A 13,985-nucleotide genomic window follows, 5' to 3' on the forward strand; every position below is an offset into this window, starting at 1 on the left:
GACATGACGAGACTCCCATGATGAGCCATTTGGTTGACAAACTCGCATGTCGCAGGGCAGCTGTGCAATGGCGGCCTTACCCTCCCGCACCGCGCTCAACATTGCCTGGGGCGGCCATGACGGCTACTGTGTCGCCAGAAACCGGGTTCATCCGGGGAATGTCGGTCTCCATAAGTTTCTGAACGGGCCTCGCTTTCGGTCGGCGGCCAGGCACCAGCATGACATCCGTACCAAGTGCCCCCAATTCGGAGGGAAAGATGCGACTATTTTTATTTTTGGTGTTGATTTTGATGGCGCTGAGCGGCTGCGTATCCAATGTTTCCCCGGATAGTGATGGTATACCACGCCGCGCGTCCTTTGCTGGAAACCATTAGTCCGCTTAATTTGGCTGATTGCCAACGCCTATTTGCCGGTGCCTCAGCACTTGACGAGGAAAGCGAGACAAGCGGCAGCGCATAGAACGCGGAAAGCTAGCTTTCATCCCAGAAGTCCTGAAGCGAAGCGTGGCGAAGGTCGTCCTCGCCCCTGAGGTGCTTCACGCGGGCTTTGATGCCCGGCTTGACCCACTGCGTTGCCGGTCGCTTTGGCATGTCCTTGGGCGGTGACCCGGCATGCTCCTGGACCCTTTTCCAAAGTCGTTCCCGCATCTCGCGATTGACGCTCACGAACGCGCTGCCGACATATTTGCGGGTGGCTGGGTCAGCCATCAGAGCAAACGCGGGCTTGCCCCTCTCGCGTTCGACGCCGAGTAGTTCAAACTCGCTTTCTGTGAAGGATTTTGTCTTCAGCCAATTGGTGGTCGGGCCGCTGCGATATTTGCTGTCCCGACGCTTCGATACCATCCCTTCCAGGCCAGCCGCGCCGATCAGATGAAGATCGCATTAGCCTCGCCCGGAATGGTCTCACTGAACTGGATGCGGCTGTCAGACCTATGAGGCCGGCTAGGGTTTCCCGCCGATCCTCAAGTACCATGTCGCGCAGATCGTGGCCGTTGAGATGCAGGAGATCGAACGCAACGAAATAGAGGTCGCGCTGGCGTCTGGTGATGGCCTTGCGCAGCGCGGCAAAGTCCGACAGGCCCAGCCTCATTCAAGACGACGACTTCGCCGTCGATGATGGCATTCGACGTCCAGCGTTCGCGCCGCCGCAGCTAGATCGCGGTACTTCGATGTCCAGTCTAGGCCGCGGCGGGTGAAGATCCGCACACCGCCGGCGTCGATGATGATTTGGGAGCGGTAGCCGTCGAATTTGGCTTCATGCATCCAGTCGTCGCCTTGGGGCGGCTTGGCGACCAAGGTAGGCATCATCGGAGGAATGAACTCTAGCCGGCCAGCACCGGCAGTCACTCGTTTACGCACAGGTTCGAGTCTAGGCTCATCCGATTTGATGGCTAGGGGAACGGACCATGACCATTTTACTAAATTAGCAACGATGCATGAAGCGGCATACAATTTCGCCCAAGCCGGCGACTGCCCCCCGACCTGCCAGCCGGCCAGGCCCGGCGGCCGTTGCGCCCCCAAGTAGGGCTGCCGGGCTGCCCCATCAAACGCACTGTAGCGACCAACGTGAGACGAGATAGAACAAATAACGCAAATGGAAACCTAACCAGGGAGCGCAGCAACCCCTCCTCCTTGGCAGCGGCTTCCAAGGCCTTCCTTACGTCGTCGGGTGTGCCCTCGCCTCCAAGGCAGGCCATGCAGGCTTTTTGGGTCCTCGCTTGGCCCACTTCATAAGTTCCGTGGCGGCACCCTCGACGTTGTTGCAGCCATAGGTGAGTCCAGGTCGGTCTGTCTCGATGTTGACCGGAGGGGATGCTCATGTGTTTGGTAGAGGCGAGGGCCTAGGCACGGATGCTTGGGAGAGAGGGCCACGCGCTTGGCGACGTAGCGAACGATACGGCGGGCCTGAGAGGCGGCTGGAGCATGCGACGAGGGCGATGCGGAAGGCGCTGGCATAGGCGCTGAAGATCGCGCTCTGGGTCGGCTAGACCTTCGGGGTTCCGTGACGGTAAATGAGCAGCGGGGACCGGGTGGGGGGCTTGGGGTTAGTCCCCGCTGCTTTGAGCTGCCTTCGCGGGGTGCAGTGGCAGCACAACTAAATAGTGACTGAGCGATGACAGGACCCAGACAGCGGAGCCTTGGGCGCCCTGTCAGACTTACACCGGCTAGTGCCGGCCCCAAAGGCCACCCGGGCGGGTGTCTCAAGAGTGCGGCCGGGGACGGGCCTTCAAAGATTGCGACTTCCGTACCCCAGCCTACACTCCGGCCTGACGCGCGTGCCCACCCAACCCAGCGTCAAGCGACAGGTCATTAGTAGCCGATAAAGATCGCCCCCAAAATCGGCCGCTTGAGCTAGCTCGGATAGACAATTCGGGTGAGCGGGTTCAACGGGTCAAAAGGAGGGGTCGGAATTCCGGGCCAAATTTTCTTACGACCCATCGGATAACAGGCTCATGCGAGCTAAAGTGAGAGCTTCATGGGCCATAGTACCCCCTCCTCCTCGGCAGCAGCCTCCAAGTCCTTGCGTACTTCCTTAGGGTCAACCTCCTCACCCCCCAGGGCTTGAAGGCAGAGGGCCGACGCACGTTTCCACTTGGGCCCTCTTGGACCATTTCAGGAGCTGCTCGGATGCACCTCGGACATTGTTACAGGCATAGCTGACACCGACCATTTCGGTCTTCACGAACACCGGAGGGGAGAACCAGTAGGTTGCCATGGAGGGTAATTTAGAGCGGGAAGAGGAACGATGTAGGCCCGCGCGGGTTTAGAATTGCGGCGGCCAGTTCTCCGTGGAAGCACAGCCGTTGTGGGCCCGTCGCTTGTTCCTCAACAGCGGCGGGCTTCCCTTAGCAGGACCCGTCAGGGCAGCTATGGAGTTTCGTCCCGACCGGCCTTGCCGATCGCCTCAAGCAATGATGCCAGCGTTGGCGTCAATTCCTGTTCGACCTCCAGCCCAAGCAGCTTGTGTACGTGATGGCGATTGTCTTCAGCGCTGATGAACTGCCGAATGGCCTCCGCAAGTGGGGGTAGCCCAGCCTTTCACGCTTTGCCATGTCTGCATGTCCCTACCCCGCCCTGCCGCAACTCGCAGGTCACGGAATGGTTGCATTAGGGGTCAGGAATGATTGGTAGAAATTTCTGAGCGCGAAGGACTGGCTGATCCGTATTCGGCTAGTCTGAGACTGAAAACCCCGGCAACCACCGGGGTTTTCAGCACACTAACTGCTAATAATACCAGCCCCAGACCCAAACACGCCTGCGAAAACACCGTCTGCGCAGACGGCCATATCGCCAGGCACGACGACAGGCCCTTCTCCAAGCCCGCCGCCGGCGCCGCCGCCTGCGGTGCCAGCTCCGATGTCGGACCGGCTCCGCCTGAGTATCCTCATCTTCGAACGGCTCTGTCTCCAGCGCGTCGAGTTCATCGAGGATGCCACTTCTGGCGCTCGGTACGCCGGCCACCGCGTTGATTGGCCGAACTGCGCTCGCAAGGGCTGCTGCCCCAGCAACGCCCAACACTCCTGTCAAAAATAATCGCCGATCCATGGAACCTCCAATTTCAAAGCCAGCGAGACAAGGTCGCAATTGGGAAATAGCGCGGTGGATACAAAAGCAAAGTCAGATGCGTTTAGAGAGGCTTAACGGTCGGTTCCGCGAACATGTTACGGTCCCCTAAGCGATGACTTCGTCAATTCTCGCCATGCCGCATTGCACAATCACGCTGCGTGCGCAAAATGCGGCATGATCCGGAAATCCCTCACCGTCCTGGTGATCGACGAAAACCACATCCGCGCCTCCATCATCGAGGCGGGATTGCGGGAGGCCGGGCATGAGCAGGTCACGGTCGTTCACGATGTTGCGGGAATAGCGCGGCGCATTGCCGAGATCGAACCGGACGTAATCGTCATCGATCTCGAAAATCCCAACCGCGATATGCTTGAAAACATGTTCCAGCTTTCGCGCGTGGTGAAGCGGCCGATCGCCATGTTCGTGGACCGGTCGGATCAGGCTTCAATCGAAGCTGCGGTGGAAGCGGGGGTCTCCGCCTATGTCGTCGACGGGCTGCGCCAGGAGCGCGTCAAGCCGATCCTCGACATGGCGATCAGCCGCTTCAACGCGTTCTCGCGGATGGCGCGCGAACTTGAGGAAGCCCGCAGTGAATTGGAGGACCGCAAGGTCATCGACCGCGCCAAGGGCATCCTGATGCGATCACGCGGCCTGTCGGAGGACGCGGCCTATACGCTTCTGCGCAAGACCGCCATGAACCAGAACCGCAAGATCAGCGAAATCGCGCAGAGCCTGGTGACGGCGGCAGGCCTTCTGGATCCCGGAGAGAGTTGAGCATGGCGGCCGAACACCAGATCAATGCAGGTTTCATACCGCTCTTCGACAGCGCCGTCCTTGTCGCAGCGAGGGAGATCGGCTTTGCCGCACGCGAAGGCGTCGACCTGACGCTCAGCCGCGAAACCTCTTGGGCCAACATCCGCGACCGCATCGCGATCGGGCATTTCGATTTGGCGCATATGCTGGGGCCGATGCCGATCGCCTGCAATCTGGGGCTCACCCCGCTCGCCTCCGACACGATCGTGCCGTTCTCGCTGGGACTGGGCGGTAACTGCGTAACGGTTTCGAACACGCTCTGGGCGGGCATGGCCGCGCACGGCGCCTTGCCCGATCTCAATCCGGCGCGGGCCGGCAAGGCCTTGGGAGCGCTGATCCGTGAACGGGCAAATGCCGGTCGCGACCCCCTGCGCTTTGCGGTCGTGCATCCGCACTCCGGACACAATTACGAACTGCGCTACTGGCTCGCCGCCTGCGGCATCGATCCGTCGCGCGAAATAGAAATCGTCATCGTGCCGCCGCCCTTCATGGCCGACGCACTCGCCGCCGGCAGGATCGACGGCTACTGCGCCGGCGAACCGTGGAACAGCGCCTCGGTCGTCGCCGGCACCGGCCATATCGCCACGGTCAAGGCCACCATCTGGAAGACCAGCCCCGAGAAAGTCGTCGGCGTGCGCAAGGCCTGGGCCGAAAAACACCCGCAAGCGCTTTCGGCGCTGCTGCGCGCGCTCCATCACGCCGCGCGCTGGTGCCAGGATCCGGCAAACCGCGGCGAACTGGCCGCCCTGATGGCGCAGCCTTCCCTCCTCGGCCTTTCGCCGGCGCTACAGATGCCGATCCTGACCGGACATCTTGCGCTGGGCGGCGGCGCGGAACTGACCGTCGAGGACTTCTTTCTGGCTTTCGGCAAGGCGGCAAATTTTCCGTGGAAAAGCCACGCGCTGTGGTTCTACACGCAGATGGTCCGTTGGGGGCAGGTCAAGCACAGCGCTGCCCACATGGCGCTCGCGCGGGACACCTACCGGCCCGACCTCTATCGCGCAGCGCTGAAGCCGCTCGGCGTCGCACTTCCCGGCGCCAATTCTAAGGTGGAGGGCGCGCTGGCGTCTGCCACACCTGTCGGCTCCGCCGGCGCCAGTCTGGTGCTCGGCCCCGATGGTTTCTTCGATGGCCAGATATTCGATCCCGACGAGGTCGACGCCTACATTGCCGGGCAGAAATTGGCGCGCGCCGAAGCCTGATCATTTTGGCGCCATTCTTGTGCATTGCACAAAAATTATGCGTGCAACGGCGCTAATGAACAATCTTTGGCTTGCTCGCCCAACGGGCCAGCGCGCCGATGATTGTGGCATGCCGTTGATCTCATTGATGTTTGTCATCCATTCCGAAATTGGCACGGTTCCTGCATTGCAATAAGCAGACTCTTTTCGGGTCACGGAACAGGCGTCCAATGGCGGGCGCTACAGGCAAAGCTGCCGCTCAGGTCAACACGCGATCCCGGATGGACGGACGCGCGCGGCCTGGCTGGCGGCTTTTTTTGTTTTGACCGAGCACGGCAATCGACGGCGCTGATCCCAAGCAGTGCCCAACGGGAGACGACGATGACGAAACGCATCAAGACTGAAGCCCCTCTCGAGGGCATGACCCGCCGCAATTTTCTGATGGCAAGTGCTGCCACCGCGGCAACCCTGGCAGCGGCACGCGCGCTGCTGCCGTCTGGCGCCTATGCGGCGCCCGCGGCACCGGAAGTCACCGGCGCCAAGCTCGGCTTCATCGCGCTGACCGACGCGGCGCCGCTGATGATCGCCAAGGAGAAGGGCCTGTTCGAGAAATTCGGCATGCCCGATGTCGAGGTGCTCAAGCAGGCCTCCTGGGGCGCGACGCGCGACAATCTGATGCTCGGCGGCGAAGCCAACGGCATCGACGGCGCCCATATCCTGACGCCGATGCCTTACCTGATGCATACCGGCAAGGTGACGCAGAACAACCAGCCGATGCCGATGGCGATCGTCGCGCGGCTGAATTACGACTGCCAGGCGATTTCCGTCGCGCAGGAATATGCCGGCACCGGCGTCGGCCTCGACGCCTCCAAGCTGAAGGACGCCTTCGCGGCCAAGAAGGCCGAAGGCAAGGAGGTGAAGGCCGCCATGACCTTCCCGGGCGGCACTCATGATCTCTGGTTGCGCTATTGGCTGGCCGCTGGCGGCATCGATCCCAACAAGGATGTCTCGACCATCGTCGTGCCGCCACCGCAGATGGTCGCCAACATGAAGGTCGGCAACATGGACGTGTTCTGCGTCGGCGAGCCATGGAACGAGCAACTCGTCCATCAGGGCGTCGGCTTTACCGCCGCCACCACGGGCGAGTTGTGGAAAGGCCATCCGGAAAAGGCGCTCGGCCTGCGCGCCGCCTTCATCGACAAGAACCCGAACGCCACCAAGGCGATCCTGATGGCCGTCATGGAAGCCCAGCAATGGTGCGAAGCCATGGAAAACAAGGACGAGATGGCGGCCATCATCGGCAAGCGGCAATGGATGAACGTGCCGACAGCCGACATCATCGGCCGCCTCAAGGGCGACATCAATTACGGCAATGACCGCGTCGCCACCGGCACCGACCTCTACATGAAGTTCTGGAAGGGCGGTGTGTCCTATCCGTTCAAGAGCCACGACAGCTGGTTCCTCGCCGAAAACATCCGCTGGGGCAAATTCGCGGCGACCACCGACATCAAGGCGCTGGTCGATCAAGTCAACCGCGAAGATCTGTGGCGCGAGGCGGCCAAGGATCTTGGCGTTGCTGCGGCAGATATCCCGGCGTCTCCATCGCGCGGCGTCGAGACCTTCTTTGACGGCAAGATTTTCGATCCGGCCAACCCGTCCGCCTATCTCGACAGCCTCAAGATCAAGGCATCGGCCTGACGTCGACGGCAAGCGCCGCCGCTGCGCCGCTTGCCAGTGCTCAAGGAGCTTTTTGCGAAAATGTCTATTCAAGCCATCGAGGACACCAAGGTGAAGGCGTTCCCCGCGCCTGCCAAGCCTGCAGAGGTCATAGCTTTCACCGCCAAGGTGAGGCGCCGCTTCGATCCCGCCGCGATCGCCGGCAAGCTGGCGAGCACGCTGGTGCCGCCGGCCGTAGTCATCATCGTCATGCTCGTCGTCTGGCAGGTCGCCTGCTCGTCGCCCAATGCCAGCTTGCCGCCACCTAGCCAGGTATGGAACGAGGCCTACGATCTGATCGCCCATCCGTTCTTCGACTATGGTCCGCAGGATATCGGACTGGCCTGGCGGGTGCTGATCTCGCTGCAGCGGGTCGCCATCGGCTTCGGCCTGGCTGCCATCGTCGGCGTCGCGCTCGGTGCGCTGGTCGGCCAGTCGATCTGGGCGATGCGCGGCCTCGATCCGGTGTTCCAGATTCTGCGCACCGTGCCGCCGCTCGCCTGGCTGCCGCTGTCGCTGGCTGCCTTCCGCGATTCCAGCCCGTCGGCGATCTTCGTCATCTTTATCACCTCGATCTGGCCGGTGATCATCAACACTGCCGTCGGCGTCCGCAACATTCCAGAGGATTATCGAAACGTCTCCCGCATCCTCAGGCTCAACCAGCTCGAATTCTTCGTAAAGATCATGGTGCCGGCCGCGGCACCTTACATCTTCACCGGCCTGCGCATCGGCATCGGCCTGTCCTGGCTCGCCATCGTCGCCGCCGAAATGCTGACAGGCGGCGTCGGCATCGGCTTCTTCATCTGGGACGCCTGGAACTCGTCGCGGCTGCCCGACATCATCGTCGCGCTCGCCTATATCGGCGTCACCGGCTTCTGCCTCGACCGCTTGGTCGCGGCGGCCGGCGCCTTCGTCACCCGCGGCACAACGGCAAAGTGAGGAGAGGGGCGATGACGGCCTACCTGAAACTCGACCATATCGACAAATCCTTTGCCCGCGGCGGCCAGGTCAGCGAGGTGCTGAAAGACATCCGGCTGACCATCGACAAAGGCGAATTCGTCTCCATCATCGGCCATTCCGGCTGCGGCAAGTCGACCTTGCTCAACCTGATCGCCGGGCTGACCAGAGTCTCCGCCGGCGCGGTCCTGCTCGAGGACAAGGAGGTCGACAGCCCCGGACCCGAGCGCGCCGTGGTATTCCAGAACCACAGCCTTTTGCCGTGGCTCACCGTCTACGAGAACATCAATCTGGCGGTGTCGAAGGTGTTCGGTTTGACCAGGACCAAGGCCGAGCGGCATGACTGGATCATGCGCAATCTCGACCTCGTGCAGATGGCGCATGCCAGGGACAAGCGGCCCGCCGAGATATCGGGCGGCATGAAGCAGCGCGTCGGCATCGCCCGCGCGCTGGCCATGGAGCCGAAGATCCTGCTGCTCGACGAGCCCTTCGGTGCGCTGGACGCTCTGACGCGCGCCCATCTGCAGGATGCGGTGATGGATATCCATTCGAGGCTTGGCTCGACGACGATCATGATCACGCACGATGTCGACGAGGCGGTGCTGTTGTCCGATCGCATCGTCATGATGACCAACGGTCCAGCGGCGACCATCGGCGAGGTGCTTGCGGTGCCGCTGGCCCGGCCGCGCCGGCGCATCGAGCTTTCCTCCGACCGGACCTTCCTGCGCTGCCGCGAGGCGGTGCTGAAGTTCCTCTACGAACGCCACCGCTTCGTGGAAGCCGCGGAGTAAGGCCATGACCGAAAAACGCGTCATCATCTACAATTGGCAATCTGCATCGGCAATGGGCAATCTACCGCATTGCACAAATATTATGCTGCTGTGCAAGGCATTCTGACTAATCTTTGATCCGCTGCCGGGCTTGGTCAAAAATCGCGCGGCTGCGGTTCACATTGATTTCATTCGATAATCTGGAGCGCTGTCAAATTGGCACGCTTCCTGCTTTTCAGATTGTAGGTCCGAAAGGGCCAAGTGACACGGCGTCCAATGGCGGGCGCCACAGGCAAAGCTGCCGCTCAGGTCAATACGCGATCCCGGATGGACGGACGCGCAAAGACCTGACCGGCGGCTTTTTTGTTTTTACGCGATCGACGGCGCTGGTCCCAAGCGGCGCCCAACCGGAGACGACGATGACGAAACGGATCGGAACTGGCGCGTCCCTCGCGGACTTCACGCGCCGCGATTTTCTGGCCAGCAGCGCGCTGACGGCGGCACTGTTCACCGCCGCGCTCCTGCTGTTTCCCGTCGGCGCCAAGACGGAAAACAAGGACCTGGCCGTGGCGAGCCCGGTCTCGTTGCACGCACTGATGCCGCGCCGCTGATCATTCACCCACAAACATCCGCGGTGCCTCCCACGCCGCAAACCGGAGCCAGACGTTGACCGCAAATCTCCCAGCCGCGCCCAGCCAGGACAATGCTCCCCGCCAGGCGCTTGTGATGTCCACCATCGCCTTCACCGTCTGCTTCGCGGTGTGGACGATATTTTCAATCATCGGCGTGCGCATAAAGCAGGACCTTGGGCTGAACGAGACGGAGTTCGGCCTGCTGGTCGGCACGCCGATCCTCACCGGTTCGCTCGTGCGCATGGTGCTCGGTGTCTGGACCGACCGTTTTGGCGGGCGGCTGGTATACACCGCGACCATGCTTGCGGCGGCGGTCGCGACCTTCCTGCTCGCTTTTGCGCATACCTACGGACAGATGCTGGTCGCCGCGTTAGGCGTTGGGCTCGCCGGTGGTTCCTTCGCCGTCGGTGTCGCCTATGTCTCGCGCTTCTTCCCGGCCGGCAAGCAGGGCACGGCGCTTGGCATTTTCGGTGTCGGCAATGTCGGCGCCGCGGTCACCAAGTTCCTGGCACCGTTCGTGCTTTTCTCCTGGGGCTGGCAGTCGGTCGCGCTGATCTGGGCGGCAGCACTCGTCGTCATGGCCGCCGTCTTCTGGTTCACGACCGGCGACGATCCGGTCATCCGCGAGCGCCGCGCCGGCAAGGCAGCGCCTGCGAGAAGCTTCTTGCAGGAATTCGCGCCGCTCAAGAACCTGCAGGTCTGGCGCTTCGCCTTCTATTATTTCTTCGCCTTCGGAGCATTCGTGGCGCTGTCGCTGTGGTTGCCGCGCTACCTGATCGGCGTCTACGGCTTTGGCATCGCGACCGCCGGCATGATCGGCGCGGCCTATTCGATCCCTGCAAGTATCTTCCGCGCCTATGGCGGCGTGCTTTCCGACCGGATCGGCGCCCGCACCGTGCTCTACTGGACCTTCGCGGTCAGTGCCGTCGCGACTCTCGTTCTGTCTCTCCCCTCGGCAGACTACGTCGTGCACGGCATCAGCGGGCCGATCGCCTTCCATTTCGAGATCGGCCCGCTCGCCTTCATAGCCGTTGCCTGCGTGCTCGGCTTCTTCATGAGCCTTGGCAAGGCCGCCGTCTACAAGCACATCCCGGCTTACTACCCGCAGAGTGTCGGCGCGGTCGGCGGCGTCGTCGGCATGATTGGCGGGCTCGGCGGCTTTGTCCTGCCAATCGCCTTCGGCGCACTCAACGACCTCACCGGCGTCTGGTCGAGCTGCTTCATGCTGCTCTTCGTCATCGTCGCCACCTGCTTTGCCTGGATGCACTTCAGCATCCGGCGGATGGAGCGCGCGGCCGCCGCCGAAGCTTCAGGCCTTTCCTACGCGGCTGAGTGAGACCGGAGTGGATCAGGACATGACCGAAAAACTCGTCATCATCGGCAACGGCATGGCCCCCGGGCGCATGCTGGAGCACCTGCTGGAAAAGGCGCCGGACCTCTACCAGGTCACGATCTTCAATGCCGAGCCGCGCGTGAACTACGACCGCATCATGCTGTCGCCGGTTCTGTCAGGCGAAAAGGATTATGAAGAGATCATCATTCATGGCGATGGCTGGTACATCAAGCACGGGATCACCCTCTACAAGGGCCACAAGATCGTCGCCATCGACCGGCAGGCAAAGACCGTCACCTCCGACCACGGCGTCACCGAGCCCTACGACAAGCTCGTCATCGCCACCGGCTCGGTGCCGTTCATCATCCCGGTGCCCGGCCACGATCTGCCGGGCGTGCTGACCTATCGCGATCTCGACGACGTTCGGGCGATGATGCTGGCCGCGCAGTCACGGGCCAAGGCCGTGATCATCGGCGGCGGCCTGCTAGGGCTGGAGGCGGCTGCGGGCCTGAACGCGCAGGGCATGGACGTCACCGTGCTGCATGTCATGCCGACGCTGATGGAACGACAGCTCGATCCGGCCGCCGGCTATCTCCTGCAGCGGGCCGTCGAGCAGCGCGGCATCAAGGTCATCACCAAGGCCAACACCCAGGCGATCACAGGCAAGGGTAAGGTCGAGCAGGTGGAACTCGCCGACGGAACCATCATTCCGGCGACGCTGGTGGTGATGGCGGTCGGCATCAGGCCGAACGCCGCTCTCGCCAAAGAGGCCGGTATTGCCGTCAATCGCGGCATCGTCGTCGATGCCGGCATGCGCAGCAACGACCCCGACATCTACGCGCTCGGCGAATGCGCCGAGGTCAACGGCATGGTCTACGGCCTGGTCGCACCGCTCTATGAGATGGCGCGTGTCGCCGCCAGCCAGTTGGCCGGCGACGAGGCCGCCGCCTTCGTCCATTCGGACACGCCGACCAAGCTCAAGGTTACCGGCATCGAGCTGTTCTCGCTTGGCGACTTTGCCGAGGGCGAGGACCGCCAGGAGATCGTGCTGCGCGATGCCGCGGCCGGCGTCTACAAGCGCCTGGTGCTCAGGGATGACCGCATCATCGGCACCGTGCTTTACGGCGAGACGGCGGACGGCGCCTGGTTCAACGACCTCAAGAAGAAGCAGACCGACATATCGGAAATGCGCGACACGCTTATCTTCGGCCAGTCATACCAGGGAGGCGCCTCCTTGGACCCTATGGCGGCCGTTGCAGCCTTGCCGGATGATGCGGAAATCTGCGGCTGCAACGGCGTTTGCAAGGGAAAGATCACTGGCGCGATCACGGCCAAAAGCCTGACCTCGCTCGACGACGTGCGCGCTCACACCAAGGCGTCCGCCTCCTGCGGCTCCTGCACCGGGCTGGTCGAGAAGCTGATGGTACTCACCATCGGCGACAAATATAATCCGGCGGCGGTGCAGCCGATGTGCGGCTGCACCACGCTCGGCCATGATGAGGTCCGCCGGCTGATCAAGGCCAAGGGCCTGAAGACCATTCCCGCCGTCATGCAGGAACTGGAATGGACCACCTCCTGCGGCTGCGCCAAATGCCGGCCGGCGCTCAATTACTATCTCGTCTGCGACTGGCCGGACGAGTATGCAGACGACTACCAGTCGCGCTTCATCAACGAACGCGTACACGCCAACATCCAGAAGGACGGCACCTATTCGGTGGTGCCGCGCATGTGGGGCGGCGTCACCAATGCCGCCGAACTGCGCGCCATTGCCGACGTCGTCGACAAATTCGAAATTCCAATGGTCAAGGTCACCGGTGGCCAGCGCATCGACATGCTCGGCATCCGCAAGGAGGATCTGCCGGCGGTGTGGGCCGATCTCGGCCAGGCCGGCTTCGTCTCCGGCCACGCCTATGCCAAGGGACTGCGCACCGTAAAGACCTGCGTCGGTTCGGACTGGTGCCGCTTCGGCACGCAGGATTCTACGGGGTTCGGCGTCCGCATCGAGAAATTCATGTGGGGCTCGTGGACGCCGGCCAAGGTCAAGATGGCGGTGTCGGGCTGCCCGCGGAACTGCGCCGAGGCAACCTGCAAGGATGTCGGCGTGATCTGCGTCGATTCAGGCTACGAGATCCATTTCGCCGGGGCAGCCGGCCTCGACATCAAGGGCACCGAGGTACTCGGCCTGGTCAAGACCGAGGACGAGGCACTGGAGCATATCGTGGCGTTGACGCAGATGTATCGCGAGCAGGGCCGCTATCTCGAGCGCATCTACAAATGGGCCAAGCGCATCGGCATCGCCGAGATCAAGCGCCAGATCATGGACGATGGCGAGAAGCGCAAGGCTTATTTCGACCGCTTCGTCTTTTCGCAGAAATTCGCCCAGGTCGACCCGTGGTCGGAACGCGTTTCCGGCAAGGACAAGCACGAATTCCGGCCGATGGCTTCGGTCGGCTTCGCGCAGGCGGCGGAGTGATGATGATGAATTGGATTGCTGTCGGCACGCTCTCAGACATTCCGCGCCGCGGCGCGCGCTGCGTCGCCACGCCTCAAGGCAAGATTGCTGTCTTCCGCACCGCTGACGATCAGGTCTTCGCCATCGAGGACCATTGCCCGCACAAGGGCGGGCCGCTCTCGCAGGGGATCGTCCATGGCGCGGCGGTGACCTGTCCTCTGCACAATTGGGTGATCTCGCTGGAAACCGGCAAGGCGCTCGGCGCCGATGAAGGTGCGGTGCGCACCATTCCGGTGCGGATCGAGGGCGAGCGCCTGTTCATTGCGCTGGAAGCGCTGGCCAGTCGCGCGGCTTGAATCATGAAGATCGACGAAGCGCGCGAGGTGAGGACCACCTGCCCCTACTGCGGGGTGGGCTGCGGCGTGCTGGCGAAGGTCGGCCCGCCCCGGGGGGGGAACCGTAGCGCGGCGCCCGCACCAACCGCCGGAATATGGCGGCCGAGGTGGAAACGGGCGGGGCGGGGCGGGCACGGCGCACAAAAACGGGCGGCGGGCGAAAAGGAGAT

Annotated in this window: 14 protein-coding genes; 10 read left to right on the forward strand and 4 right to left on the reverse strand. The window is 62.6% G+C overall.

Going from position 1 to position 13,985, the window contains the following annotated elements:
- Positions 1-76: 76 nt before the first annotated feature.
- The 4 genes from AC0L3O_RS23870 to AC0L3O_RS23885 form a co-directional block, all read right to left on the reverse strand.
- Positions 77-316 (reverse strand): hypothetical protein, encoded by a 240-nt coding sequence (locus AC0L3O_RS23870; protein WP_473515132.1) that lies wholly within the window; start codon positions 314-316, stop codon positions 77-79.
- Positions 317-470: 154 nt separating this feature from the next.
- Entirely contained in the window at positions 471-707 is a 237-nt protein-coding gene (locus AC0L3O_RS23875; protein WP_473515131.1) for a hypothetical protein, read from the reverse strand.
- A gap of 46 nt (positions 708-753) precedes the next feature.
- A complete protein-coding gene (locus AC0L3O_RS23880) occupies positions 754-1,089 on the reverse strand; it encodes a DNA ligase-like domain-containing protein (RefSeq protein WP_473616796.1) in 336 nt (111 codons plus the stop codon).
- Positions 1,086-1,295: an ATP-dependent DNA ligase gene (locus AC0L3O_RS23885; RefSeq protein ID WP_473616798.1), complete on the reverse strand. Its 210-nt coding sequence runs from the start codon at positions 1,293-1,295 to the stop codon at positions 1,086-1,088. The genes AC0L3O_RS23880 and AC0L3O_RS23885 overlap by 4 nt, the downstream gene beginning before the upstream one ends.
- A 2,445-nt stretch (positions 1,296-3,740) precedes the next feature.
- Between AC0L3O_RS23885 and AC0L3O_RS23890 the strand changes: the two genes are divergently transcribed.
- The 10 genes from AC0L3O_RS23890 to AC0L3O_RS23935 form a co-directional block, all read left to right on the forward strand.
- Positions 3,741-4,340 carry an ANTAR domain-containing response regulator gene (locus tag AC0L3O_RS23890; protein WP_023796771.1) on the forward strand — a complete coding sequence of 200 codons (600 nt, stop codon included), beginning with the start codon at positions 3,741-3,743 and terminating at the stop codon, positions 4,338-4,340.
- Positions 4,341-4,342: 2 nt separating this feature from the next.
- Entirely contained in the window at positions 4,343-5,581 is a 1,239-nt protein-coding gene (locus AC0L3O_RS23895; RefSeq protein ID WP_473536938.1) for a CmpA/NrtA family ABC transporter substrate-binding protein, read from the forward strand.
- 360 nt (positions 5,582-5,941) lie between these two features.
- Entirely contained in the window at positions 5,942-7,258 is a 1,317-nt protein-coding gene (locus AC0L3O_RS23900) for a CmpA/NrtA family ABC transporter substrate-binding protein (RefSeq protein WP_128172928.1), read from the forward strand.
- A 60-nt stretch (positions 7,259-7,318) separates the two neighbouring features.
- The gene (gene ntrB, locus AC0L3O_RS23905) at positions 7,319-8,215 is read left to right on the forward strand and encodes a nitrate ABC transporter permease (protein ID WP_473536936.1); all 897 of its coding nucleotides are present in this window, start codon (positions 7,319-7,321) and stop codon (positions 8,213-8,215) included.
- A gap of 11 nt (positions 8,216-8,226) precedes the next feature.
- Entirely contained in the window at positions 8,227-9,024 is a 798-nt protein-coding gene (locus AC0L3O_RS23910) for an ABC transporter ATP-binding protein (RefSeq protein WP_473536935.1), read from the forward strand.
- A 398-nt stretch (positions 9,025-9,422) separates the two neighbouring features.
- Entirely contained in the window at positions 9,423-9,614 is a 192-nt protein-coding gene (locus AC0L3O_RS23915) for a hypothetical protein (RefSeq protein ID WP_128168358.1), read from the forward strand.
- A gap of 115 nt (positions 9,615-9,729) precedes the next feature.
- Complete coding sequence (locus tag AC0L3O_RS23920) at positions 9,730-10,971, forward strand: MFS transporter (RefSeq protein WP_473616844.1); 1,242 nt, start codon at positions 9,730-9,732, stop codon at positions 10,969-10,971.
- A 19-nt stretch (positions 10,972-10,990) separates the two neighbouring features.
- Positions 10,991-13,441: a nitrite reductase large subunit NirB gene (gene nirB / locus AC0L3O_RS23925; protein ID WP_473536934.1), complete on the forward strand. Its 2,451-nt coding sequence runs from the start codon at positions 10,991-10,993 to the stop codon at positions 13,439-13,441.
- Complete coding sequence (gene nirD, locus AC0L3O_RS23930) at positions 13,441-13,776, forward strand: nitrite reductase small subunit NirD (RefSeq protein WP_208602492.1); 336 nt, start codon at positions 13,441-13,443, stop codon at positions 13,774-13,776. Before nirB ends, nirD begins: the two co-directional genes overlap by 1 nt.
- A 3-nt stretch (positions 13,777-13,779) precedes the next feature.
- On the forward strand, positions 13,780-13,985 hold a 206-nt coding region (locus AC0L3O_RS23935), incomplete at its 3' end, for a hypothetical protein (RefSeq protein ID WP_473616799.1).

It is taken from the genome of Mesorhizobium sp. WSM4810 (assembly GCF_055811235.1).